This window comes from Aliinostoc maniaoense (genome assembly GCF_058172895.1).
Genome location: NZ_CP187952.1, coordinates 1687683 through 1712333 on the forward strand (window position 1 = coordinate 1687683; position 24651 = coordinate 1712333).

At 39.4% G+C, this 24651-nt stretch carries 15 protein-coding genes and 2 pseudogenes; 2 read left to right on the forward strand and 15 right to left on the reverse strand.

Going from position 1 to position 24651, the window contains the following annotated elements:
- Window positions 1-26 precede the first annotated feature (26 nt).
- From ACPZ3T_RS07505 to galE, 5 genes and pseudogenes are all read right to left on the reverse strand, one after another.
- Window positions 27-119: pseudogene (locus ACPZ3T_RS07505) on the reverse strand (hypothetical protein); the annotation flags it as partial.
- Window positions 106-408 (reverse strand): plasmid pRiA4b ORF-3 family protein, encoded by a 303-nt coding sequence (locus tag ACPZ3T_RS07510; protein WP_490274868.1) that lies wholly within the window; start codon window positions 406-408, stop codon window positions 106-108. The pseudogene ACPZ3T_RS07505 and the gene ACPZ3T_RS07510, both read right to left, overlap by 14 nt.
- Before the next feature lie 361 nt (window positions 409-769).
- A complete protein-coding gene (locus tag ACPZ3T_RS07515; protein WP_490274870.1) occupies window positions 770-2317 on the reverse strand; it encodes a hypothetical protein in 1548 nt (515 codons plus the stop codon).
- A gap of 310 nt (window positions 2318-2627) precedes the next feature.
- Complete coding sequence (locus ACPZ3T_RS07520) at window positions 2628-6842, reverse strand: polysaccharide deacetylase (RefSeq protein ID WP_490274872.1); 4215 nt, start codon at window positions 6840-6842, stop codon at window positions 2628-2630.
- A gap of 129 nt (window positions 6843-6971) precedes the next feature.
- Window positions 6972-8183 carry a UDP-glucose 4-epimerase GalE gene (gene galE, locus ACPZ3T_RS07525; protein WP_490274874.1) on the reverse strand — a complete coding sequence of 404 codons (1212 nt, stop codon included), beginning with the start codon at window positions 8181-8183 and terminating at the stop codon, window positions 6972-6974.
- Window positions 8184-9426: 1243 nt separating this feature from the next.
- On the opposite strand from galE, the gene ACPZ3T_RS07530 reads away from it, so the two are divergent.
- Complete coding sequence (locus ACPZ3T_RS07530; RefSeq protein WP_490274876.1) at window positions 9427-11130, forward strand: hypothetical protein; 1704 nt, start codon at window positions 9427-9429, stop codon at window positions 11128-11130.
- A gap of 46 nt (window positions 11131-11176) precedes the next feature.
- Here ACPZ3T_RS07530 and ACPZ3T_RS07535 read toward each other — a convergent pair whose 3' ends face one another.
- From ACPZ3T_RS07535 to ACPZ3T_RS07555, 5 genes and pseudogenes are all read right to left on the reverse strand, one after another.
- Entirely contained in the window at window positions 11177-11986 is an 810-nt protein-coding gene (locus ACPZ3T_RS07535) for a spherulation-specific family 4 protein (protein WP_490274878.1), read from the reverse strand.
- A gap of 88 nt (window positions 11987-12074) precedes the next feature.
- The gene (pelF, locus tag ACPZ3T_RS07540) at window positions 12075-13595 is read right to left on the reverse strand and encodes a GT4 family glycosyltransferase PelF (protein ID WP_490274880.1); all 1521 of its coding nucleotides are present in this window, start codon (window positions 13593-13595) and stop codon (window positions 12075-12077) included.
- 2 nt (window positions 13596-13597) lie between these two features.
- Window positions 13598-15415, reverse strand: a complete 1818-nt coding sequence (locus ACPZ3T_RS07545) for a response regulator (RefSeq protein WP_490274881.1) — start codon at window positions 15413-15415, stop codon at window positions 13598-13600.
- 645 nt (window positions 15416-16060) lie between these two features.
- Window positions 16061-16381: pseudogene (locus ACPZ3T_RS07550) on the reverse strand (transposase); the annotation flags it as partial.
- A 211-nt stretch (window positions 16382-16592) separates the two neighbouring features.
- Window positions 16593-17159 carry a DUF3318 domain-containing protein gene (locus ACPZ3T_RS07555; RefSeq protein WP_490274883.1) on the reverse strand — a complete coding sequence of 189 codons (567 nt, stop codon included), beginning with the start codon at window positions 17157-17159 and terminating at the stop codon, window positions 16593-16595.
- Window positions 17160-17451: 292 nt separating this feature from the next.
- On the opposite strand from ACPZ3T_RS07555, the gene ACPZ3T_RS07560 reads away from it, so the two are divergent.
- Window positions 17452-17709, forward strand: coding sequence for a hypothetical protein (locus ACPZ3T_RS07560; protein WP_490274885.1), 258 nt, complete (start codon window positions 17452-17454; stop codon window positions 17707-17709).
- A 127-nt stretch (window positions 17710-17836) separates the two neighbouring features.
- On the opposite strand, the gene ACPZ3T_RS07565 is transcribed toward ACPZ3T_RS07560, so the two are convergent.
- From ACPZ3T_RS07565 to ACPZ3T_RS07585, 5 genes are all read right to left on the reverse strand, one after another.
- Window positions 17837-19450 carry an iron uptake porin gene (locus tag ACPZ3T_RS07565; protein ID WP_490274887.1) on the reverse strand — a complete coding sequence of 538 codons (1614 nt, stop codon included), beginning with the start codon at window positions 19448-19450 and terminating at the stop codon, window positions 17837-17839.
- Window positions 19451-19603: 153 nt separating this feature from the next.
- Complete coding sequence (locus tag ACPZ3T_RS07570; protein WP_490274889.1) at window positions 19604-20212, reverse strand: Crp/Fnr family transcriptional regulator; 609 nt, start codon at window positions 20210-20212, stop codon at window positions 19604-19606.
- A gap of 1352 nt (window positions 20213-21564) precedes the next feature.
- Window positions 21565-22233 (reverse strand): phosphate signaling complex protein PhoU, encoded by a 669-nt coding sequence (gene phoU, locus ACPZ3T_RS07575; protein ID WP_490274891.1) that lies wholly within the window; start codon window positions 22231-22233, stop codon window positions 21565-21567.
- Window positions 22234-22262: 29 nt separating this feature from the next.
- Entirely contained in the window at window positions 22263-23600 is a 1338-nt protein-coding gene (locus tag ACPZ3T_RS07580) for a sensor histidine kinase (RefSeq protein WP_490277154.1), read from the reverse strand.
- A 58-nt stretch (window positions 23601-23658) separates the two neighbouring features.
- Window positions 23659-24411 carry a winged helix-turn-helix domain-containing protein gene (locus tag ACPZ3T_RS07585; RefSeq protein ID WP_490274893.1) on the reverse strand — a complete coding sequence of 251 codons (753 nt, stop codon included), beginning with the start codon at window positions 24409-24411 and terminating at the stop codon, window positions 23659-23661.
- Window positions 24412-24651 lie beyond the last annotated feature (240 nt).

Below are 24651 nucleotides of genomic sequence, written 5' to 3' on the forward strand. Positions count from 1 at the left end.
CAGTCTTCTGGAGGACAAGCGCGTTTACCATCAATGCACACTGGATAAAAGCAATTTGATTTTGGCGTGAGAATTGCTTCAACTCGAATTTGATGCTGCCAGTTATCACGCCCCGTCATATTCGTATAAAAAACGCTCTCGCATTCGCCAGCCAAAGTCTGATAATTTCACTTCTTCTGGAGCGTCAGAAAACTCCATTCCACCAATTTTGGCAATCCCGTAATGCTTACCGTGAATTACAAAGCGATGTAGATGGGAATCAGTCCATCCCATTACTATCTGCATGATGTAGTGCAAATCGGCGATTGTGCTGTCGCTCTTGATTTTGACTCTACGCCAAATCATGGGACTGATGCCCAGGATAAAAATGTGAAGCTGGTAGATAACAAGTTGATCAGAATCGCTCATTGGGTCATCTTACCGCATTGCCAGCCCCATCTCCCCCGAAAAAAATCGCTCTCCTATAACGGTTCGCTTAACGCTAACCCAAATACCAAACTTCCCCTTACCTTCGATTGAGCGGCACTCTCGCACGGTTAGGCTTTCATGGTCTGCACTCCATCAGTTTCATTACTTACTACTGATGTGACCGGGGTCTGTGACCCTTTTATGTGGGGACTGAAGGGAGGGAACTTCAGGAGGAGACGGCTCCTCAGTAAAATAAGCTACTGCCTCTACGCACAACTTTCACGTCGCGCATCTCGGCTCAATACCTATTACTACTGATCAATTTTTTATCAAAGACGAAATTAGGGGGATTTTTTCAGGATTAATATCCGGCAATATAATATATGTAGTCAAGTTGTTTCATTGCTTGCAGAACTTCATGAGTTGAGCGCAACATAAACAAAGCTGCGCCAGTTACTAAACCAATGACAGCACAATCTGGACTAATAATATGTGCCAAGATGTAACCTAAAGTCAAATTGAGTAACAGAGCAGGGATAATACTTTTAATGACAATAATTGTTTGATTGAGACTGAATAACAATATTGCATTCAATAAGCCGATAACAAAAAATAAATAGCCTAATGAGCCAAACAAAGACTTTAAGTTGGTTTCTAAACTCCAATTTGTGAGTTTAAGAAATCCCAATGTTCCAGCCATACATAATGCAAAAAAAATAATAGTTATACCTATGGTTAACCAGTAACGATAAAATAATTCACCATAAAAATTACTGATTTTTTCGATATTCATATCTTTGGTATTTCCATACCAGTAGCGAATAAATTGATAACCCAAATATTCCACCAGGGGAACTAGCAAAACAAAATTAACCAAGGCTAAATCCATTGCTTGCTGATATCCAGCATCAATGGCAAAGACTAACCCAAAAGCCGGATTTACAGCCCATCCTGCGATCATGCGATCGCCAAAAATAAAACTAAAATAAGCTATTCCGTAAAAGAAATAAGGAGATAGTAAGTACACCAGCGAACTTAATCGCGGTAATGGAGCTTTCGCACCACTAATTTGACCTGTTTGATTATCTTTACCAAGTCCAAAAGCAACTAAGCAGATTACTACTATTAAAGTGGCAAACATACTGATAATTTGGGCTGTCAGCGCATCTAGATTTACCCAAACTCTTAAAAATACAAACAGTATGCTTAAACCTAGCATAATTAACGGTGGAAACCAGCGTAATTGAATACCCAATGCTGCTAACAACATCCAAAGTAAACTCAACACTAAATAATACAAAGCAGCTAGCATCAAATATTCATCAGCAAACTGACCCTGATAAAAACCAAACCATAGACCAAACAAACCTAAAAGAATACTAGTAGCTGTACCTAAATAAATAATAGGGAAACAGACTCTTCTACCTTGCATTGGCTCACCCAATTTCAGGTAAAATTCTCCTCTACGGCTAATCATCTGGACAAATCCTCCACTAATTGTCAGACTTGCCATCGTTGCCAAAGTGATTAGTGAAGCTAGTTCAGGTGGTAATAACTGAGATTGGTTATCGATATGGAGAGACTCTAAAAGCAATATCAACAGTAAAGGTAAAGCATAAACAAAACTTTGAGAGAATTGCTCAATAAATATTTGTATCTCATGAATGAGATGCCGCCAAGCATTTTTTCGCTTTAATTTTGATTTTGATGTTGGAGATAATTTGTAATTATCATAAACATACTTACCCAGAGATAAAGTATCTGCAAAACCAAATTCCTGACGAATAACTCTATCTGTATAACCTAATGATTCTATAATTGCCGTTACTTGCCAAAAATCAGCCATTTCTGAACTTACTTCTGAAATAGCTAGAACTAGCTCACATATTTTTTCATCTTGTGAAATCATAATTTTATATTTTATATTTAAATCAAACAGAAAAGTTAGTTATACCAATTTAATGTGCAACTTCACATTAAATTGGTATTACATTCAAGTTGTGAGTATTGCAATTACCCATTCAGCACTATAGAAAAAAATGAGGATAAATGTTGTATGTAAACAGTCATACAACAGATTTCAATTTTGCCCGTTCGTAGAATAATGTAGAGACGTTGTATAACGTCTCTACATCATTGATTTACCATAACTTCACAGAAAATTGGTATAAGAGTTCATCATCTCACAATATACAGATCAAACTCACTCTAGAATTTGTTTAACTTACATAGGTAAAACTGCTACTATTCAGGCTCAAATTATTAAATATGTCAAAAAGTCCAACGTCAATAACACCAATTAGTTCATCTTGTCCACCAGTAGTTAAATAAAGTTTCCTATGGTAACCAAAGGATAAATTAAATAATACACCACTAAGTTTATAGTTTGAGGCACTACCATAAAGTTGAATTTTATCTCCCTCAGAGATACTAAAGTCCTTAATTAGTGCATAATCATTTGTTCCAGATGTACTATTATTACCGTCATTGTAGTAAGCTTTATTTTTATCGCCCAAGATAAATAAATCGCCGTAACCATCACCATATAAGGTATCTATTTCCCCTGCGCCTGCCAAAATGTCGTTGGGGTTTACACCAATCAAGGTATCAACTCCTGAGTCACCATGTAATGTGTCACTACCACTACCACCTATAAGAGTGTCGTTATTTGACCCACCGGATAAATTATCATTCCCAGCTTCTCCATAAATCAGATCGTCCCCATCACTTCCCCAGACATAATCTCTACCATCGCCAGCATAAATGAGGTCATTACCATCGTAGGAATAAATGATGTCATCGCCACCAAAGCTGTTAATGATATCTCTACCATTAGTCCCGAAAATAGTGTTATTTGCAGACGTACCATTAATGATATTGCCGACAGGATTGACAGTCACACTAAAAGTATCATCAACAGTTTTGCCATTAGATGTACCACGAATAGTTAGTTGTGCAGTACCGAATTGATTAGGTAAATATTGCAAAGTTAAAGAATTACCCACAATATTGGCATTAACTAAGGAGTTATTACTATTAGCTAAAACCGACTTAGTAATGGCGTTAGAATCGTTGTCAATGTCAGTAAAGATACTACCTAAATTAATAATGGTATTAGCAGAACCTTGATTAACAACTACATCGGCAATTGGACTTGCTACAATTGGCGCATCATCTATAGATGCAACGTTCACTGTCAATGTATCATCAACAGTTTTGCCATTAGATGTACCACTAATCGTAATTGTGGCTGTCCCAAATTGGTTGGGTAGATAAGCCAGCACCAAATTATTGTTAACAATGCTGGCGTTGACTAAGCTACTGTTGCTATTAGTTTTAACGGTCTTGATAATGCTATTGGTATCATTATCAATATCAGTGAAAACATTACTTAAATTAATCACCGTATTGGCAGCATCTTCATTGACGCTGACATCGGCAATGGGGTTGGCTACTGTGGGAGGGGCATCAACACTTAATCTTACTCTGCCAGTATGTTGGGTAAGACCGCTAAAATTCATCGTCAGAATCTCGCCGTTGAGATTCGTACTGCTTGCACCTTCAGTAGTAATATTTAGTCCAGTGGGATTTTTTAAATCTAAGAGAACTTTTCCTTCACCAAAGAATGTAAATTCTAAATCTGTGCCATTACCAACAAGAGAAGTTAATTTAGCACGCATTGGCAGGTCAATAATACGGGTAACATCATCTTGAACTGTTCCCAAATTGATGGTAAATTGACCACCGTTGGCAGGTAAAAAGACTGTATCTTTATCGTAGGCATACCAATTATTTACACTTTTGATCGTTTGAGTTGGATCGATATTCAGACCAAAATTACCCACATCAGTAGCTACAACATTGGCAGTAATCGTATTCCCACTACTATCAATAAATAACTTTGATTTCTCAAAAGTTTTGATGCGGTTACTCAAATCACTCGCAGTGATAAATTCTGTATTATCGTTGTAAACCTTGGCCAGAAAATTAGTAAACATGGCCTGAGTGTAAGGTGAGGGAAGATTATCACCTGTATCTGTGTCCCAGACTGTTGGGCCATAATCATGCCACGGAAAATGAATAATGGCTTGGGCTGCATGATTTGTTAAACCAGTGTATTCTTTCAACCATTCTGCTTCTGCCTGTTGTGGTGTTAACTTGCGAAATTCCACCAGCGAAAAGTCAAAGGACATATTGGGAGCCAAATAGACATAATCGCTACCCGGAAACATAAAACCAAAAGCATTGGGATAACCTGCACCTACACTGGAATAACCACCAGAAACATAGGATAAGTATTTCTGAAGTTCTTGGGAAACCTTTACACCTTCTGGGTTTCCGGGAATCGCTCCTCCTAAGACTTGAATCCCTAATTGTTGCTGAATGACTAATTTAGATTGATTAAATTCAAACTCTAATTGTGCTGGCGTTAATTGATCTGTGAAGTCTGGGTGAGTATAAGAATGGGTGCCAATTTCGTTTTGTAACGCTAATATTTGGTCATAGTAAGGCTTGGAGACAGCCCAATCGGTAAATTGTCTATTTGCTGGATTGTTACCGACATTGATGTAGTATGAGCCTACAAAATTATAGTCATTTTTCCATTGTGTCAGGATAGGTAGCAAGCGATCGTAAATTCCAGGAGCGTTTCCAGCAGGATTCACATCATCAGCTTCCTGAGACTGATCCATATCATTGCGAGAAATAAAAATACTCGCATCTCGGCTCATATTTAAAGCCACTTTGGGTTTATTGTCTAATACCACCCATTCCAATGCTTGCCAGACTAAATTATTATCACCCATGAATCCTTCAGTGGCAAAATGCACATTTCTGCCACCAGTTTGCGTCGCTAGAACAGCATTGTTTTTCTGTCCATTCACCGCAAAATCTGCGAGAAGTATGGGTGTATTATTGTCAGTAGGATCTACATCACCATAAGTATTAAAAAATATACCATTATAAGCACGAATGGTCTCGTCGGCAGAGTACCCTTGCATAACTGGATGAGTAATATTCTCTGCGTTGAGAATGCCATTCACAGGGCCACCACCACCTGTTCTAGTCAAATTCAGCAACTGCTTCATCCGGATATAGGAGTCTCCGGCTAGAGCATTATTATTTTCGTCGTTTGTTAAGAAATCTCCGGCGGTAATGAGCCCAATGTTGTATTTATAAACTGCATCGGTGAGTGTATTTTGAATTGCATTTAGCTTCGCTAAAGGTACATTGCGGAAAGAAGGAAATATCAGTGCGTCATAATTGACAATTTTATTGATATCCGTTAAGTCATTCTCTGTGAGGATATCAAAGGGAATACCCGCCTGCATCGCTTGGCTTTGCATGGACAGGAAAAGCTGATTATAGGCTTTGTCTTGGAAGAAGTTTTTGGCAGTAGTTTCTGAGAAAACAATACCTACTTTTTTACTTAAATCTGTCCTTGTTGGTAAAACTGAAACTGAATATTTTTGAGCAGAATAATTAGACGGTAAAAATGTTTGATTATTAATATCTATTAATACATCAATTGCTTGTGGTGTGCCATTCAGGGACGATATTGGAACGGCAAATTCCACTATTTGATTATTACTACCATAAGCATAGTTTAAAGGGCCACTGACTAAATTTTGTCCTGCTCCTCCTGTGTAGAGGTAGGGTTGAGCATCTGTAAAGAAGTTAATGTTATATTCTGCTCCCCCAATTCCAGTCTGACCAAATATTTGATAGCCTGTAGTGGTGTTTCTGTCTGTGTTTAGCCATACTGTCGTACCAGCACCTATCGCTTGGCTATTTGATTTAAAAGCAAAAACATAAGCGTCTCCTGCGTACTTCCCATAGAGTTCATATCCTGGTTGCCCTGTGCCAGGAATAAAATCTAATCTGTCAGCAGATGTCCAATCAATTAAGTTACCATCAAGGCTGATATTACCGTAGGTAGCTGCTAGCTCTAATATTCTGGCTTGACCATCAATGATGACATTAGTAGTATCATTCTCACTTTTCAGTGCTGCAAGTTGAGATGGAGATAGCTCTTGACCTTGGACAACTGCTGCAAAAATAGCCCCTTCATCGCCCTTTGCATCTTGGATATTTATCTGATAATCTATATAGTGGCCTAGTTCTTCTATTAAAACATCAACACTTTTATCAGCATGACTTAAAAGTGTCTGCGATAAGTAAATCGTATTATTAAAACTACCAAAAGCCCCTTGTCCACCATTAATTTCTGACGAGTCAACAATTTTAATATTCGGGATGTTTGTATAGTTGATTAATCCCTGAATTACAGTCTGAGCTTTTTCCTCATCCCAAGTATCGCCAAATACCAGATTCATTCTTTGGTAATAATCTTGAGAAACGAAAAACTCACTAATATTGTTGATAGCTCTTTTTAGTAATTCTTGAAGATCAATCAATATCAAATCATTACTCATCTTTTAAAGTCCTTAACAAGTAAAATTTTAAAAAAACGACAGAAATCAGCAATGCCAAATAATTACATAATTTGGCTATTTATCTTTAAATATAAATACCGACGTTACTTCCTGTTACTTCCTTGTGATTTAAACTTGTAACCAAATTCCTTGTTTTCTCCAATTTTGCTCCAGCAGAAATTTTTCTAGCATCTGTGGAGAAATAATTGATTTGTGTACGAGAATTTCTCCTAATTTCTGTTTGGTTACTGATTGCTCTTGTAACGCCTGTGTTAATTGGGTTTGGGAAATAATTTTATGTTCTAACAATAAAGCACCTAACTTAAAATTTTGTCTGGCTATATTTTTTTCTAATGTCGCTAGAGTTATTAATTTTTGCTCCCACATTAAGGCTGTTGAGACAATAGTTTCTAAACTGTTATACTTTGGTTCCCAACCTAAAATAGTGCGAATTTTATGAGCATTGGCTACAACACAAGCTGGATCTCCTACTCGTCGTTGGCTCTCAACTACAGGAAAGTCTACTCCAGAGATTTTCTGCACCATATTTAGGACTTCCCGTACACTGTAGCCTTGACCATAACCACAGTTGAATATTTGGCTATCATTTCCTGCTTCTAAATAATGCAAGGCATCTACATGAGCCTTGGCTAAATCTTCAACATGGATATAATCTCTAATTCCAGTTCCATCTGGAGTAGGGAGGTCTGTGCCGAAGATATTGACAGAGGAACGACGACCTAAAGCTGCATCACAAGCTACTTTAATTAGGTGTTCTGCTTTCTTCGCAGACTGACCCAACTTGCCTGTAGAGTCTGCTCCGGCGACATTAAAGTAACGCAAAATTATGTACTTTAATCCAGATGTCCGGGCAAAGTCTTGGATAATTTGTTCACTCATAAGTTTGGAGTGACCATAGGGGTTGATGGGTTTAGTCGGGGATAACTCGGTTATTTGCCGTTGTTGAGTTTGTCCATAAACTGCGGCTGTGCTAGAAAAAATGAATTTTTTGACATGAAATAATTGACAACAATCTAATAAATTTAGTGTGTTAAAAGTATTATTCGTATAATAGGTTAGAGGTTTAGCAATTGACTCTCGTACAGATATATGAGCTGCAAAATGCAAAACTGCATCGAATTTATGCTGGCTAAAAGTTTGCAATAATAGGTCTTTATCTTCGAGGCTACCAATCGTTAATTCCCCATAAATTACTGATGCGCCTGAGCCTGTAGAGAGATTATCGTACACCACGATGTCATAGCCGGCTTCTCCTAACTGGCGGATTGTATGTGAGCCAATATAACCTGCTCCTCCAGTTACTAATATTTTTTTAGTCATTTTTTTATACCTGAAAGTTAATAAATATTTTTGAGCGTGCATTTTAAAGAACTACAGCAGTTTTGATGTACATGAAATACAAATCAACTGGTTCTGAGGCAGGAGGTGATACCAATTCAAAATTCATAATCCAAAATTAAGAAATCCATATTTTTGATTTTGCAAGGTTTTCTTAATTTGTATCTGTTTCATGATTTTAGTGAATTGGTATGAATCAGTGATGCGTACTTAGGAGATTTTCCCCATTAGCGACTGACATTTGCCATCAGGCGTGCCGGAGTCATGATAGTAAGTGCTGTCCTACGATAATGCTCCGCAAACAGTTCTGGCTTTACGCAACTTAAATGCTGATGAGCTTAAATCATGTGTGCAACATAAACTTTGCTAGATGTGAAAATGCTCACGATCTAACATCAATTGCCATGTTAATAGCTAGAAACTAGCCCATTCTTTTGTCTAAAAAGGGGTTGATTTAAAGAAATGTTCTAGCATTCAAGGTGGGCTTGAGTAATTTTAATGGCAACGCGATCGCCATCATTAAAATCTTTGTATAAAGGTATTTTTAGCTTTTGACATTCATTAGGGATTTACGATATTCAACAAGTATTCAGGACACAGCAAAGGAACTTGTCGAGTCTAGGAAAACACTTATTAACTTAGGGTTAAGCAGATATTAAAATAGTTCTGAAAAGTCAAGAGTATTGAAAATAAAGCAAATACTTTTTGCATTATTATCTAACTCTGAATAATTACAGATTTTTGCTTAATGGGTAGCTAAATTTTGTGTAAAGTTAACTACTACTTTTATATGTATCACGAATTACTCTAATAAGCAACAAATAATCAAGACTTTTTGACAAAAATAAGTAAAAGTCCTGAATTGACATAAAAATATCAGGATTTTTAATTTAAACATAAAATTTTTATAAAAAAAAATTGGTACTCAGAGTTAATTTATTTGCTAATGGTAAGATTTTTCTGATTTAGCAAGATTATCGTTTCAAGAAACTTAGAGGCTAGAGTATAGGTTTATATTTATTTAAGTTAAAAGAGCAGTCTGGTTGTGTATAATTATGAGTTTTTAGCGGCCATTTTCTACTAGCTGAGTATTTGATGAACTACTTTGTTGTCGGTAAAAATAATTGTGTTACCTTTGCAAACCTTCATTTTTGATTTGCTTACTACTATATGGGTAGCAATACTGCTGGTAATTTTGTTTTTTTGGCTACCCAGTCTCATTTTTGTGTTGCCCAATACAATTCCTTGGGTAAGTCGAATAGTAGCTGGTTGGACGCGAATGCTACTAGTGACATTGATTGGGGTGGGAATTTTAAGTGCCTTGCATTTGTTTAGCTGGTTAACTCTGGTAATTTTATATGGCAGCTGTTTTCTCCTCAGTTGGTTGCATCGCCATGATTGGCGTATCAAACAAAAGTGCAGTCTGATATTTCAAGAGATAGCATTTACTGTTTTAGATGCTCTAGACCAAGGCTTTCTACCTAAAATTAGTCAGGCTGTGGATGGGATGGGGCAAATTGCCAAAAAACAATTCCTGAATATTCAAAAAGTAATTGCGATCGCAATTACTCAAAACATCAAAGATATTCTACTACTGACGATAATTCTAACATTTGCTGTATTAGTTCGTTTTGAGTATCCTTTGCTAGAACTGCGTTTTACTAATCCCGACAGTTATGGCTTGCTGTTGACTACTAGACAAATCCTCGCCGGTGATGGGAATGCACAGATGCACTCTTTTCCAGCCTTTTCTGCTTTAGCTGCGGTCTTATCACTGTTGGGTGCTATTGATGCTATGCAGGTGATTCGCTTCCTCAGTCCTCTTTTGGGTTGTCTGTTGGTACTGAGTGTTGGCTATAGTATGGGTGTAATTGCTCACAGTAGAATAGCTGTCATGGGGGCGATGTATAGCTTAGGAGCTTATGTCTTCACTTCCCATATAGAAATCCCTCACTTTGCGCCGAATTGGGTACAACAATGGCTAACTACAGTCACAGGTAGTTTGAATGCCTCGTTAATTCGTCAATGGGCTGGGGGTGACTTAGAAATCGGGGTGATGTGTTTGGTTCTAGGTTTAGGGCGTGCTTGGGAAGCCTCTAGAACTCAACACCGTCGAGAAGCCTTGATTGATACAGTCTGCTGCTTGATAATTGTAGCTATCATTCAACCTCAGTTGCTGATTTTGGCATTATGTGGAGGAATCTGCTTTATTGGTGGTGGCAGATTTGCCCTGACTATAGTGACTATCATTTGGATAGTATTGGCATTGGTTTTAGCTCTACCGGAAAATCCCTGGGGATCGACAAACACTTTTTTAGTCACATTACCTGTAGGATTAAGCTGGGTTTGGGGACTCTTTTTAACTCTCACTAGCTGGCTGTTGAGTTGGATATTGGGTGTATGGTCTGAGATTGTATCGTTGATTTTGATGCTGGCGATCGCTATTAATTTTCTGTTGCCATTGCCTCCTAAAATCAGCTATCTAGAATATGATATGGCGGCGCGTAAGACTCTGGAACTGCGAGTCCGATTCCCCCTGAAGCGATGGATGATAGTTGCGCCCATTGAACAACTAGCCGAAAGTTATGGTGCAGGTTGGTATGAGGATATGGGCTTATTCGTGGAGAAGTATTCATCTCAAGTTAGTAAACCAAATTTTCACTTTCGTTATTCAGTACCTAATCTGTTTATCTTTGTGGAAAAACGACCCTTAGTCACTGGGCTAAGGGCAAGTCAATCACTCCCCTACTCGGTATTATCTGACCCTACCTATCGTTATTATCGTTCCTCGGCAGGTCGAGCCAGCCTACAATTTACGACGTTACAGATGTGTGAGACTTATCGTCACCTCCATGAACAAGATGTGGGGATTTATTATGAAGATCAGGATTTAAGGATCTATCAAGTTCAACTTCCTGAAGACCTTTGAGGGCTTCTAAATCAAAAAATATCCTATTGCTTGGTAAGTAGGGGAGTTAATTTCCTGAAGACCTTTGAGCTTTTTGATTTAAAGAGTGGATGTGATTTACTTCCTCTTGCCAGTAAGAGGGTAAGCTATTCCAAGGGTCTTTGTCAGGATGATCAGGGCTATCATCGGTGACATAGATATATTGAATATTACGTGCCACAGCCTGATTGATATGTTGTTTCATCGTCGCGGCATCAGGTACGGTGTGAATTAAACAGGAAAAATGCTGAGGCTGGTAATTTTTTAGATAGGGTTGAGGTTGGTATTGATCCCAAGCTGTGGAATAATTTTCAAAAATGACTAGAGTATCCCCTGCTGGTCGAGTTAGGTATCCTTGATCGGTTTGAGTCCCTTGGTTGAGTACGACCGTTTGCAGTTTGGGCTGAGTTTTAATATGTTTGTAAATATCTTGATAATAGTCGAGTTTGTCTAACCCACTGGCGGCCTCATCTAAGAAAATGCCGTCAAGCTGGAAATGTTTAGCATAGATATCAATATCGACTTTTACTTGCTTAATGTCACGCTTGCCGTAATTAGTAGCAACATAACCCAGGATAGTTACACCTCCTTGCTTGAGGTCTTGAATTCCTCTCGCATAATCTCTATTTGGTGGGCCGTTATCGGGGCCATTGTTGGGATTAATAATTGCGGTGATGGGGACTTGACGAGCCGCAGCAGCGACTTGCGGCCAAGTGTAAGTAGGGGGGTTGTACCAGGTGGGATAGGAATAGAGGGGAATGAGAATTTTCACCTGTGCAGTGGCAATTTCTGGCTTGATGGCACTACAAGCGAGGGAAGTTGTCAATAAAGCACCCATAATCAATTTTGTTGTAGTTTTGAAATCAAGATTCATATAGTGGGAAATGAGGGATTGGTGAGCCTAAGAAGGTTGGCTACTGTTATGTTTATTTCAAAGATGCGATCGCTAACTTTTTGATCCTATTTGTGTCAGTTCTTACCTGTTGTATAAGGTTGTAATAAGTATCTAAATGTGCATCTAAGAATTTTTGTTGAGTGAATAACTTCAGGGCGCGTTTATAGGCGCGCTGTCCGAATTTGTGTCTTTCAGATGCGGGTAATTCTAGTAGCTGCAAAATCGCCGCCGCTAAGGCTTGAGGACGATGGGCTTGTACTAGCAATCCTGTATCACCTAAAGCTTCACTCACTCCCCCCACATCTGTAGATACAATGGTGGCACCGGAGAGCATAGCTTCAATCAGAGCATAAGGAAAGCCCTCAGAAATACTCGACATAGCCACGACATCGGCCTCGCTATAAGCTCGCCAAGGTTCACTGGTAAATCCGGCAAAGTTAATGTTGGCTTCTAAATGCTCGGTGCGGACTAATTCTTGACATTGAGCAAAATACTTTTCGTCGGAAGGACGACCATAGAAACGGAATTCTACATTGGGGATTCTGTCGCGTACAATAGCGGCTGCGGCTATCAAATCTAGCTGACCTTTGAGGGGAAAAATCAAGCCCATGTTCATGACTTGAGGACGCTCTTTTGCTACCGGCGGGGTAGGATGAAAGACGTTGGGATCAGCCCCATTGTAAATTACCTTGATTTTCTGCTCAGGGACACCCCACCAACGTTCCCAACGAGCATTGTATTCACAAACTGGAGAAATCTGATCGGCGTAGTGATAGTTGAGTTTGACAATTGCTCCCATTAATCGATACAAGAATTGGCGTACAAATAGGGAGGAAATACTGCGATTTAAATTGAGATACTGCTCTCGGATATTGACCCCATGTTCGGTGAGCAGATAAGGTGTACCTCGTTCTAACTTGGCAATGATACAGGGTAAGCCACAAAAAGCGGCGGCTGAAGCATGGGTGATATCGGTTTGGGGAACAGGGAGATGAATGGGAATCAGAAACCGATATAGTAAGCGCATGGCTTCCGTTTGTTCGATGAGTTTGATGGTGGGAGGATTAACCAACGGATGCCAATCAGTAGCAGTTAAACGTTGAAAAGTTGACCATACCGGTTTGGACTCCATCGTTTTGTGGTAGTCATAAAGCTGAAAATATTTGTGGATTGCCAGGACAATATAGCCCAACTGTTCAATATCTGATTCGGCTAAAAGAACTGCTGTTAAGAAACGCTCAAATAGGGGGATGAATTGAGTGGCGATGACTTTTTGTGTGGTGGCTAGTTTGCTTTTGAAGGCTTGGGAAAAGGGGAATCGCCAAGAGTATTCTACAGGGTCTTCTGTTCCCCACAAAGGCACTTTTATCAGTTGTTTGATATTAGACGGCAACTGATAGCGTAATTCTAAATAAGGATTAGCGGCGATCGCAAACAAATGAAAATCTATCTCTGGTAGTTGATTTGTGAGGGCATCACACCATGTACTTACGCCTCCCTTGTGGTAGGGATACGTGCCTTCAGTGGTTAATAATACAGAGACTCTGTTCATAATCACTCTGGTAAGAATCGGATAGCTGCCATTTGTCCCACGAGTAAAGCATCGGTAGGATTTTCAAACTGGATTTCTACGGTGTGGCTCATGTCTTCAGATGGTAAGGGATTAATGGTGACAATCTTGCCGTCAAACTTCTGAGCCGCTTCTCCTGTACCTACTTGCACCGTTGCTTTTTGACCCCGACGCAGAGCGTTAATTAAACGAGCATTGACTAATACTTCTACATTCAAATATCTTAATTGAGCCAATTCTAAGAGGGGATTACCTGTAAAGATTTGGTCGCCTATTTTTACTGGTAATTGCACCACTACACCAGCACTTGTTGACCTGACAATGGTGTTTACTGATGGTGTCTGACGCTGTAAAAGTTGAGTTGATTGTTTACGGATGAGATTTAATCTTTCCGTGGCTTGTTGATACTCTAAACGCAGATTTTGTAGTTGTGCTTTGAGTTCTTGCTGCTTTGACTGTTGTTGTTTTAAAGATACCTGACGCTGTAGCTGAAACTTTTGTTGTTTGGCTATTTCTAGATTTTTGGCAGTCACAGCAGCCGTTTGGGCTACTTGATAATCTGCTTTTGCTACTTTCAGGTCTGCTTCTGCTTGCTCTAATTGGTCTTTGGCGATCGCACCTTGTTGATAAAGTTGTTGAAAACGCCGCACTCGTGATTGAGACCTTTCGTAAATTGCTTTGGTTCTCTCTACTGAATCTTGTCTTTGTGGTAAAGGTAGTTTATCGGCTTGAGTTTGATTTAAAGCCACATCTAAATCAGCATCAGCTATTTTAGTCGCTAGGGGTGTTTCTTGGCGATCGCTCTCGTTGATTTTCTGCTCCCAGATGAAAACTTGCTGTTGAGCTGCTTGTTGTTGTTGCAGTGCTGCTTGTTCCTGCTGTAAAACACTTTGCCGTTGCTGCCACAATTGTTGAATTTCCCTATCACCATCTGGGTTTTTTAAGACTAGTAACGGTTGACCAAGTCGTACTTTGTCACCAATGTGGATATTAATTTTTTCTACCACTGAAGGATCTGATGCAGCTATTTTTAATGTTTGCGCTGGCTTGACTTTCCCTGTAAACTCTGTTCCTAACAGCGTTGAGTTTTGTTGTAAGTAATTCAGTGCTGGTAGAGGCTTTCTCAACACTTGACGTATGACATAAATACCAACTGTGCAACTAACAGCAATGATCAGTAATATCAATAATTGATACCAAGCAATTTGTTTAGTATGGGGTTGTTCCGATTGGCTAGATCCTTCTTTCTTCAGACTAGGATGAGTTATTAACTTGCCGAATAATTTGAAATCAGACTTTCTAGCAGATAATTTGACTGGGTTCTCTTCTACAAGAGTTTTAACATGAGATGTTCTATCAGTTACATTTGCTGATACTAAAGCCGATGCCGGAACTTTTAAAATGGTTTTTTCCAGTAAGCTGGATTCTAATTCACTATAACCTTGACAAACAAAGCGAATTGCCTCTCGTAATTCCTCCACAGATACATCTTTGAGCAGATAGCCCATTGCGCCTGCATCTAAGGATTGATGGATATATTCATCTCGATCATTACTACTCAACACTAGAACTTTGGTGTGAGGACATCGTTGACATATAGTCTTGGTAGCTTTCACCCCATCTATGTCGAGTATATCTATGTCCATCAGGACAATATCAGGCTGTAAGTTTTCTACTTGCTTAATTGCATCCTTGACTTTTTGAGTTGTTGCAATTACCTCTAAATCCAAGTCAGGATCTAATAGAGCTTGCAAGTATCTTCTAATATATTGTTGCTCATTAACCAGCAGAATACGAACCATGCAATTATAAAGGTGTTTGAATTACAAATATGTGGATGATTTAATTTCTCTATTAGATGTGAAATCAAAGTACAACTTTGTATAATTGGAAACAGTTTTATCTATAATTATGACTAATTTTGCATATTAAATCATTAATATCACGCAGATTTTTACGTAGTCTTAATCTAAATATAATATTGTTTTTAATTCATGAATTTTATTATAAAATTTTCCTTGATTAATAGTTATGTTACCAAAGATAATCCCCATCACGGTTATCAAATAGGAGAGAATGGATTTGTTAGGAAATTCTAAGAAAATCAATAACAGAACAAAATCCTGATTTTTTGGAAAACAATTGGACATATCACATAAGAGATAATTTGTAAACTCAAGTAAAATGCTTACCTAACTTATTCACTGAAACTTCAACCTAATAATGATTTGAATCTCCTTAAGATTTTATTTACGAATCAGATATTAGAAGTTTATGTAGAATTTAATGCCCGATTTACCGATACAAGTAACAATCATATCAAGCATTACAACTAAATGATTCATCAATATAGGTATTTTTACATTACTTTGAATTCGGGTAGCCACCGCCGATACCGTTGGCGAATTCACCAAACAGCTAAACTGAACCGATTAGTTCAGAAATGAATCGGATTGCGCCTGTATAGTTAGCCCGCGAGGGTTTGTTTTTGCACGAGTACATTGATTCCGAACCGGACAAGCTAGACAATCAACCTGCCGAAACTCAACGTAAATTACAGGTTTACCGTAAACACTTTTATTCTTTTTCCAAAGGTAACTACGCTTACCTTGAGGACAATAGACCGCTTTCTGCTGCCAATCTATTTTAAAGTGAGATAAATCAAATCCCAGTCCGGCTTTTGCTTGCCATCCGACATTGAGGGCTACTGGCCCCAACAGGTCAATTTCATAGTCTCGCTCTGAGGTAGAAAGTAATTGTGCTGATGTGTTGCCATCTCCACCAACAAGTGCAGCATCTAGTCTTCTCCGTCCGTCAATAAAAATGAGGCGATTAGGTAATGATTGCGGTTGTTGAAACTCAAAACTATCCCACTGATCAGTCTCTACTGTAGGGTTAACATCACTTTCTGACTGCGAAAGTTCTTCATTGATTTGAATTGGCGGTTCATAGTCATTACCCCAAGGTTCGAGGCGAAAATTATGCGATCGCCTTTAAATTTTGGCAACGAATTAAATTCATAAAATTTAAGCCAGAATTACCCTCTATTGTGCTAACTGCCTCAATAGCAGAAAGTAAATGTTGAGCAGCTACGCTTTCAGAATAACCCCGTCTTTGGGCTACTTTAATCGCTGCTAAATCAGCATTGATCTCTGATTCTGGGGATTTATTAGTACGCCAAATACGAGTCAGAGCGATCGCACTTAATCCCCCAGCTACTGCCACACCTACAAAATCTGACTGGGTTAACTCTACTAATCCACCCACGAACCCGGCTAAAACTACACCTTGATAAATATCCGGTTTAAACCATCTCACCCCCGTTAACCAAGCAACTTTCTGTAACAGCAGTAAATCCCGTTGGGGTTTCGGTAAGCGACTCCATAAATCAAAATTAATATATATTGGTCGCTCCTGATGCCAAGGTAAGGGAAAAGCCGCATCTATCACCTGGGATTGCTCTGGTTTACTGACGATTTTCGTCCTCATCCGCCCAGAAGCAGGCATCACATCTAACAAGCGGCGAATTTCAATGTTTGACTCCATGAAAATAATTCGTAGTTCGTAATTCGTAATTCGTAATTAAAAAACTAATGTGATGTTCTATAAGTTTGTTCAAACTGTTTCTTTCCCTACACCCCACTCCGTTCGGCTGACGCGGAAGTTAAGCAGTTCGGCAAGCTCACTTTATCACTTGTGGAAACTGACAGTAAAGCCCCAAACCCTGCGCGAATGGGGCTTGTTCAACTGCTATATTATGATCAGATGAGGTGTAAGAAAAAACACCAATTATCTTCCTTAATTACGAATTACGAATTACGAATTACGAATTATCCTAATGGACGCTTTCGCTCCCCTCCCACCTGAATGGACATACAAGGCAGTTCATGCTTATGAGTTTTGCTGTCCTAGTTGTCGTGCTACTAGTTTAGATGCTGTGCAAGTTTGGATTAATCGGCGATCGCCTGTGCTAACAGAAAACAATCGTCGCAAATGGCAAGAGTTTTACAACTGTCAATGTGGTTGTGTATGGTGGGCTTGGAGTAGCGATCGCCCTCCCTCAGTTTTAAAGCCATCAGAATTGGACTTAGATTAACGCAAGGAAAGCCAAGAGTTTATATATACTAGCAGGGTGCGTCAGTCAGAATAATTACTTGGAAATTCCAAGTTTTATCTGACTGACGCACCCTACATAGCTATATATTTCTCAGTTTCGCAGTTCTTTAGAACTTGAAGGTTGTGCGGAGAGTACCAACGTAAATGGTATCGTTGCTGTCTCTGTGTTCAGGGTTGAAGATCACCAACAATCCAGGTGTTACCTGAATGTTATCGCTCAGGCTGATTTTGTACAGTCCTTCTAAGTGATATGAGGTGTCAGGATCTCTGGTAATTCCACTACCACCAGTTAATTTAGGTGGTTGACCAAAGATTAAACCCAGGGTGTTACCTTCTCTACCGAAGTCTTTCACAGCCAAGCTAGTAGCCCAGTACCAAATATCCGCATCTCGTGAAGCACCAGCTTCTGCTTTAGCATCGGTATAACCTACCCAACCAGCAAGAGTCAATTTAGAACTGGGTTGGAAGGTAGCTTGGATACCGTAGTTATTGGATGAGGTAGCATCATTACCAAAAGGTCTGCGAGAAGAGTTAGCTGCTATACTGCTTCCTGTACTACCAGTCAGGTTTACACCATCACCTGCATTATTATAATAAGCACGAGCGTAGGTTAAACCCAGATTGAAAGCTTTGTTTGGTTTGAAAGCAATTTGACCGAAGATGGCGTTACTACCATCAAAGATACCGTTACGAGCAGCTGGGTCATTGGCGTTAGGAGCTAAGTAAGCTGCACTCAATGTCAAAGGCCCTTTAGGATTGAACTCTAGTGTTACACCAGCACCGCCAGAACCGAGACGATAGATTGGGCTAAAACGTCCATAGCGGGAGATAGCACCAGAACCACTGCTTTTGAAGTCTGGGTGGAAAGCGTTGATGTTTTCATACACCTCAGCACCAATAGCATCAATTTTGACGCGTGCGGGGCCAAAATTGAAAGCATAGTTGACTTTATCAATTTCAACATTGTTGCCGGTTTCTTCGTCAAAGCCCAGACGGGTCATTCTAGTACCGGTTACACCATTATTGGCAATGAAGTTGCCGGAGTTTAACCGAGTTTGCAGTTGGTCTGTACCGGTGAAGCTGGTGTTTAAAGTTAAGCGTACCCGGTTAGAGAAGGTGGTGTTGCTCTCTAAATCAGCATTATTAGTTGAGACGTTGTCACCATCAGCTCTTGTATCACCAAATACTTGAGACAAGCCAAAGACTGCTTCCCCTGAGAGTTTGGTGGTAGTAGAGAACTGATTAGCTTCCAATTCAGCAGTACGCGCTTCTAAAGCATCGACGCGACCGCGCAGGGTAGCTAATTCAGCAGAAAATTCTTCTTGCAAACGCTGTAAGGTAGCTAGGTCTTCCTTAGTTACCAAGTCAGCTGTAGCTGTAGCGATTAACTCATTTACTCTGTCTAAACAAGCATTTAAACCAGCCGCAAACTCATACCGGGTCAAAGCACGATTACCACGGTATGTCCCGTTGGGATAACCAGCAATACAACCGTAACGCTCAACTAAAGATTGCAGTGCTTGGAAAGCCCAGTCTGTAGGCTGTACGTCAGAAAACTGTGATACAGATGTTACTTGACCGATATCTTGAGAGGCTTGAGTCAATTGGGCAACACTTGTTACCTTTTCTGTTTCACCAGCCCAGGCACTGTTAGCAGCCAAAAAGGTAGCCGCAAAAACAGCTGGACTTGCTTTTAAAGCGTTCCAGAGTATTTTTGTCATGATTTTACTTCCGCTCACACCAACGAGTTCCAACTCATGGTAAAATTTCTAACTCAATATTTTTGGATGAAGTATAGATAATTTCACATGATTTTCAGTAAGTATTATACATATCTTCTTGTAATTAACACAAGAGGATTCCTATTTTTTTTACTATGTTTTTATAGATTTATTTGGTAAACATAGAATAATCTGCCTTTGATAGCGTAACAGCATTTCTGCTGTTTCAAAGTCTTGCAGCAGGCGTGTGATTGTTACTCTTGTGGTGTTCAACACCTCTGCAATTTCCTGATGCGTTATATATAATTCAATTAGACATCCCTGTTCTACCTTGCGTCCAAATTTTTTACTTAACCATAGTAAAAATTCCCATAAACGTATTGAAATGGGTTTATGATTAAGTATATTTAACAGTTCTTCTGCATCTTGAATATGAGCAACTAAGCCATCTACATATTGATGCCACAGGTGTGGAGGAATTGTCCTTACTTCTACACTGGTTAAGCATTCAATTTGATAAGGTTTAACTTTAGATAAAGGATAGCCGATTAAATCACCAGCACCCCAATATCCTAGAGTAATAAATGTTCCATCTTCAGCCCATGTAAGTGTACGAACTGCGCCACGGTCAATTAACCAAAGTACGTCATTGCAAGGCTCAATGACTTCCCTTCGGGTAAATAACCTCTGTGGTAAATTTCCACTAAAGCTAGGTTTATTGGCTACATTAGTGGAGTTGGGCATAAACGTTATTGAAGACATTGTTTGGGCTATTCCTGACATGGAATTACTGGATTTTTTACTTGTTATTACTAAAAGTATGAAAATAGATTTATTAACTGTTTTGGTTATAAATACTGAAAATTTTATATTCTTAATTTTAGTTCGATTTAACTATCGTCATTTTGAGTGTGTGTGTTCAGTCAGTTGATCAGCAGAGTAATTGAGTCATTTTTAATATTTATATATTTATTTAAAAAGTCTTCTGATATTTAATGATGAGTTATGAATCTGTTTAACTATGATAATATGTGATTGTTTATTAGCGTTTTAGATGATTGATTATATCTGCTTATTTATTTAGTTAATTCATTTAATAAATTCCCTTAATAATTAAGGTGTTTTTTTAGAAAAAACCTCAGACACTTCTAATCATTATTATTATGCAAATTTTGTACTTGTAGTATTAAATTTTACTTATGTTACATAAAGAGAGTATTTATAGATATATGTGGAGAATAGACATCAATGTCAAGAGGTGGATTTTTATTGATTTCCATGCCAAATCTAATTGTGTCAGTTTAAGAAAAGGTAATGATCTAGTAAAATATCACTAATATTTAGTAATTTTTAATGTTTTTTTCCACAATTCCACTAGGCTTTATACCTTGTTCGGGGTTTGATATATCACTACACCCCATACCCCACAAGCTATACCCGCTCGGAAGTCGCTGTAAGTTGTATTAGGGTGAGAGAAAAAAGGTGTGCGGAGTGTGGAGGGTAATTTTTTGGATACTTAGCTAGAAATCCCAGACAAAATTTCGTTCACCCGTTGTATTAGAATTTTCGTGAAAAAAGAGAGGATTGGCTGCTACAACTTGCCAATCCTCTAACTTTTGTGGTTTTGTAGAATTTATCTGTTAAGACGAGAAGCTCAAAACTCTGTCTCTTTAGAGCAGAGATGTAGGGCAACCGCATATTTCAATATGCGTGTTCATGGTACAATTACCAACGGTGGAAGGGTAATCAACCACTCAAAAAACCCATTTGCTGCTTAATATGCAGACGCTGAACCTTGACAACTGAATCTAGATGGTTCTACTTCGTAGTTCTAGTATCACCTGGAAGTAGGTAAAAGATTCACAGGTACTAGACGAACAGCATTTAACTACAAGCAAATTTTGCACGGCAGTGAGGGAGTCGGGAAACCCGCCCAACCCACTGCCTCAGTAATGCAACTAGGGTAGGGCATACCCAAAGTTAACGCTTGGGGAGAGAACCACCTCTGGTTTAGATAACGCAAGGAATCTAAGTTAAGTGGACTCGTTGAACCAAGAATCTCGCGGTTTTTCATCGAAATGAGCGATAGCGAAATTTCGATAACCGGGAGAGTGTCAACAGCGTTGACCTGTGACGATATAAGCCACCCTTTGACCAATATTAGTTGCATGATCTGCCATTCGTTCTAGACAGCGAATTGCTAGAGCCAGTAATATAATTGGCTCAACAACACCTGGCACGTTTCGTTGTTGAGCTAAAGTTTGATAAAGGCGATCGTAGGCATTATCTACGGTATCATCTAAATGTTTGATACTCTGACCACCAACTGCATCTAAATCACCTAAAGCCACTAAACTAGTTGCTAACATTGCTTGAGCATGATGGGACATGACGGCAATCTCTGGTAAAGATTTATGAGGTGGGTAAGGAAAGATTTTAACGGCAATATCAGCTAAATCTTGAGCATAATCACCAATTCGTTCTAAATCCCGTACCAATTGCATAAAAGCACTCAAACAGCGTAAATCTTGAGCTGTAGGTGCTTGTAGTGTCATGATAGATGTACAGTCTGATTCTATTTGTCTATAAAAACGATCAATTTTTTTATCTAATCGAGGAATTTCCTCAGCTGCTTGTAAGTCGCGGGAAAATAAGGCTTGGTGGCTGAGGCGACATGATTGTTCTACCAAAGCTCCCATGCGTAATACATCCCGTTCTAATCGCCTAATGGCGCGTGCTAACTGGGGACTTGCCGGGTTGGGACTATAAAGAACGGCTTTCACACGTGTAGTCTCAAACGTGAAGATATTTTTTAACTATAGTCTTGGCTTTGGGAGTTTGCCATCACCTCAAAGAATTGAAGTTGCATCCATGCTCCACCGGTTTGGGGATGGTTCATGGCTTTAATAGAACCACCGTGAGCTAAGACAATTTGCCGCACGATCGCTAAACCCAATCCATTACCTACAATAGTATCAACTGGACTATTAACTGGTAAGGAAGCATGAGTTCTAGATTTATCTCCACGATAAAATCGCTCAAAAATATGGGGTAAATCTTCTTCTGCAAAACCGACTCCAGAATCAATAAGATTGATTTCTAGAGTTGGGTAGGTTCTATCCTCGATTTGATCAGCTTTTGGTGGCAATATTTTGGCTTGAATTTCAATTTTGGCGGATGGTGGACTATATTTAATACTATTATCCAGCAAGTTGAGAAAAACTTGATAAATGCGCGCAGGATCGGCTTTCATCCAGAGATGATCAGGGCCAGAATAGGCAAGAGATAAGTTGTGACGTTGTGCTAGTGGTTCGAGGGTTTCCCAAACTGATAGAATTAGCGATCGCAGTTCTACTGGTTCGGTTTGTAATTGGACTGCTAGACTAGTTTCCATTTGAGTGAGTTCTAGCCAGCTTTGCACTAAGTTAATTAATCTGTCTACTTCGTGCATTAAACGGTCAACCCAACGATTTAAAGGTGGTTCTAGGCGGTTTTGTAGAGTTTCTACCACCAGACGAATTGAAGTTAATGGGGTTCGCAACTCATGAGCCAAGTCGGAAAATGAGCGTTCCCGGACTTGGTTCATATCTTGCATGGGTTGACGGTTCTCTAAAAATACCCCGACTTGACCATTGGGTAAAGGTAAACTAGCAGCTCGTAGTGCTAAAGACTTGATGCTAGGCATTTCTGCCGGGTTATCACAAGAAGGATGAAACATCCACTCTTTAATTTTGGGTACTTGCTCATCACGAGTTTGCTCAATCAACCTGTCAAGTTCATAGGAGCGCACTAATTCTAGCAACAGACGCACTTGTCCAGGTTGCCATCTTTGCAAATACAAAATTTTTTGTGCTTCCTGGTTACACCATAGCAGTTGATTTTCTTCATCTACTTGCAAATATCCTACTGGTGCAAAATCCAGTACATCTTGGTAAGTCTGTAACGACTGCTGCAAGTCTTGCCCTTGCTGCTTGATGATGGCAATTTCTTGCCGTAGCCTGGGTAGCAAAGGCGTGGTTACTTTAGCATTAGCGGTGCGAGAATTTAAAGGTGGGAGTATACGCTCCAGGTAGTGGTTTAATTGAACTTGTTGCCAAATCCAAAACCCAATACCTACCCCTAAACCGAGAAGAAATCCCAATAAGAGCATTGCAGTTTGAGTTGTTAGTTGCTGGTGATTACTAAAAACTAACAACTATCTGACTAGATTATCCGAATCGATAGCCAAATCCTCTTACAGTCACAATATATTCTGGATGGCTGGGGTCTTGTTCTAGCTTTTCGCGCAACCACCGGATGTGAACATCCACGGTTTTGCTATCCCCGACAAAATCAGGCCCCCACACTTGGTCTAGTAATTGCTCCCGTGACCATACCCGGCGAGCATAACTCATAAATAATTCTAATAATCGAAATTCCTTGGGGGAAAGGTTGACTTCTTGTCCACGCACTAACACCCGGCATTCTTGGGGGTTGAGGGAAACATCCTTGTATTTGAGTATTGGTAGTTGTGGCAGGGTGCTGAGGCGTTGACGGCGGAGTAGTGCGCGACAACGTGCTACTAACTCGCGCATACTGAAGGGTTTAGTTAAATAGTCATCTGCTCCTACTTCTAAACCTAACACGCGATCGGTTTCGCTACCTTTGGCACTGAGGATTAAAATCGGTACTGGGTTGCCTTGATGACGTAGCAAGCGGCAAACATCTAGACCATTGATTTGGGGTAACATTAAGTCAAGAATTACCAAATCAAAGGGAAATTCTGTGCCGTTGGCTTCAGAACCTTTGAGGTATTCCATCGCCGAACGCCCATCAGGGGCAGTTACTACCCCGTAACCTTCCTCTTCTAATGCTACAACTAGCATTTCTTGGATTAGCTCTTCATCCTCGACCACCAGAACACGACTTGTTTGTCCAATGTCTGCTCTAGCAGAATATTTGATTGATTCACTGGTGTACATTGATATCACAAAAGTCTAACCCGTGGTTGTATCAATATGATGCTGGATTTAATTATCTGCCTGAAGTGCCTTTACGCTTGCACTATCGAGAGTTACTTTGCAAAAAAGTAATCTTTGTAACAGTAATACATATATCATAAATTACTTTGTTTGCAACCAGGCGATCGCATTTACATCAACTCATAACAAAAATTAGGTTTTTAAGCAGCCACTGCTCAGTAGGTTTGGGCAGGTGTAGGT

Coding starts and splice junctions, on each gene's coding strand:
- ACPZ3T_RS07510 (WP_490274868.1), bottom strand. CDS start 408: ATGAGCGATTCTGATCAACTTGTTATCTACCAGCTTCACATTTTTATC.
- ACPZ3T_RS07535 (WP_490274878.1), bottom strand. CDS start 11,986: ATGGGTGCTTTATTGACAACTTCCCTCGCTTGTAGTGCCATCAAGCCA.
- ACPZ3T_RS07585 (WP_490274893.1), bottom strand. CDS start 24,411: ATGTACACCAGTGAATCAATCAAATATTCTGCTAGAGCAGACATTGGA.
- ACPZ3T_RS07580 (WP_490277154.1), bottom strand. CDS start 23,600: ATGCTCTTATTGGGATTTCTTCTCGGTTTAGGGGTAGGTATTGGGTTT.
- ACPZ3T_RS07515 (WP_490274870.1), bottom strand. CDS start 2,317: ATGATTTCACAAGATGAAAAAATATGTGAGCTAGTTCTAGCTATTTCA.
- ACPZ3T_RS07545 (WP_490274881.1), bottom strand. CDS start 15,415: ATGGTTCGTATTCTGCTGGTTAATGAGCAACAATATATTAGAAGATAC.
- ACPZ3T_RS07520 (WP_490274872.1), bottom strand. CDS start 6,842: ATGAGTAATGATTTGATATTGATTGATCTTCAAGAATTACTAAAAAGA.
- ACPZ3T_RS07565 (WP_490274887.1), bottom strand. CDS start 19,450: ATGACAAAAATACTCTGGAACGCTTTAAAAGCAAGTCCAGCTGTTTTT.
- ACPZ3T_RS07560 (WP_490274885.1), top strand. CDS start 17,452: ATGGACGCTTTCGCTCCCCTCCCACCTGAATGGACATACAAGGCAGTT.
- ACPZ3T_RS07555 (WP_490274883.1), bottom strand. CDS start 17,159: ATGGAGTCAAACATTGAAATTCGCCGCTTGTTAGATGTGATGCCTGCT.
- pelF (WP_490274880.1), bottom strand. CDS start 13,595: ATGAACAGAGTCTCTGTATTATTAACCACTGAAGGCACGTATCCCTAC.
- galE (WP_490274874.1), bottom strand. CDS start 8,183: ATGACTAAAAAAATATTAGTAACTGGAGGAGCAGGTTATATTGGCTCA.
- ACPZ3T_RS07570 (WP_490274889.1), bottom strand. CDS start 20,212: ATGTCTTCAATAACGTTTATGCCCAACTCCACTAATGTAGCCAATAAA.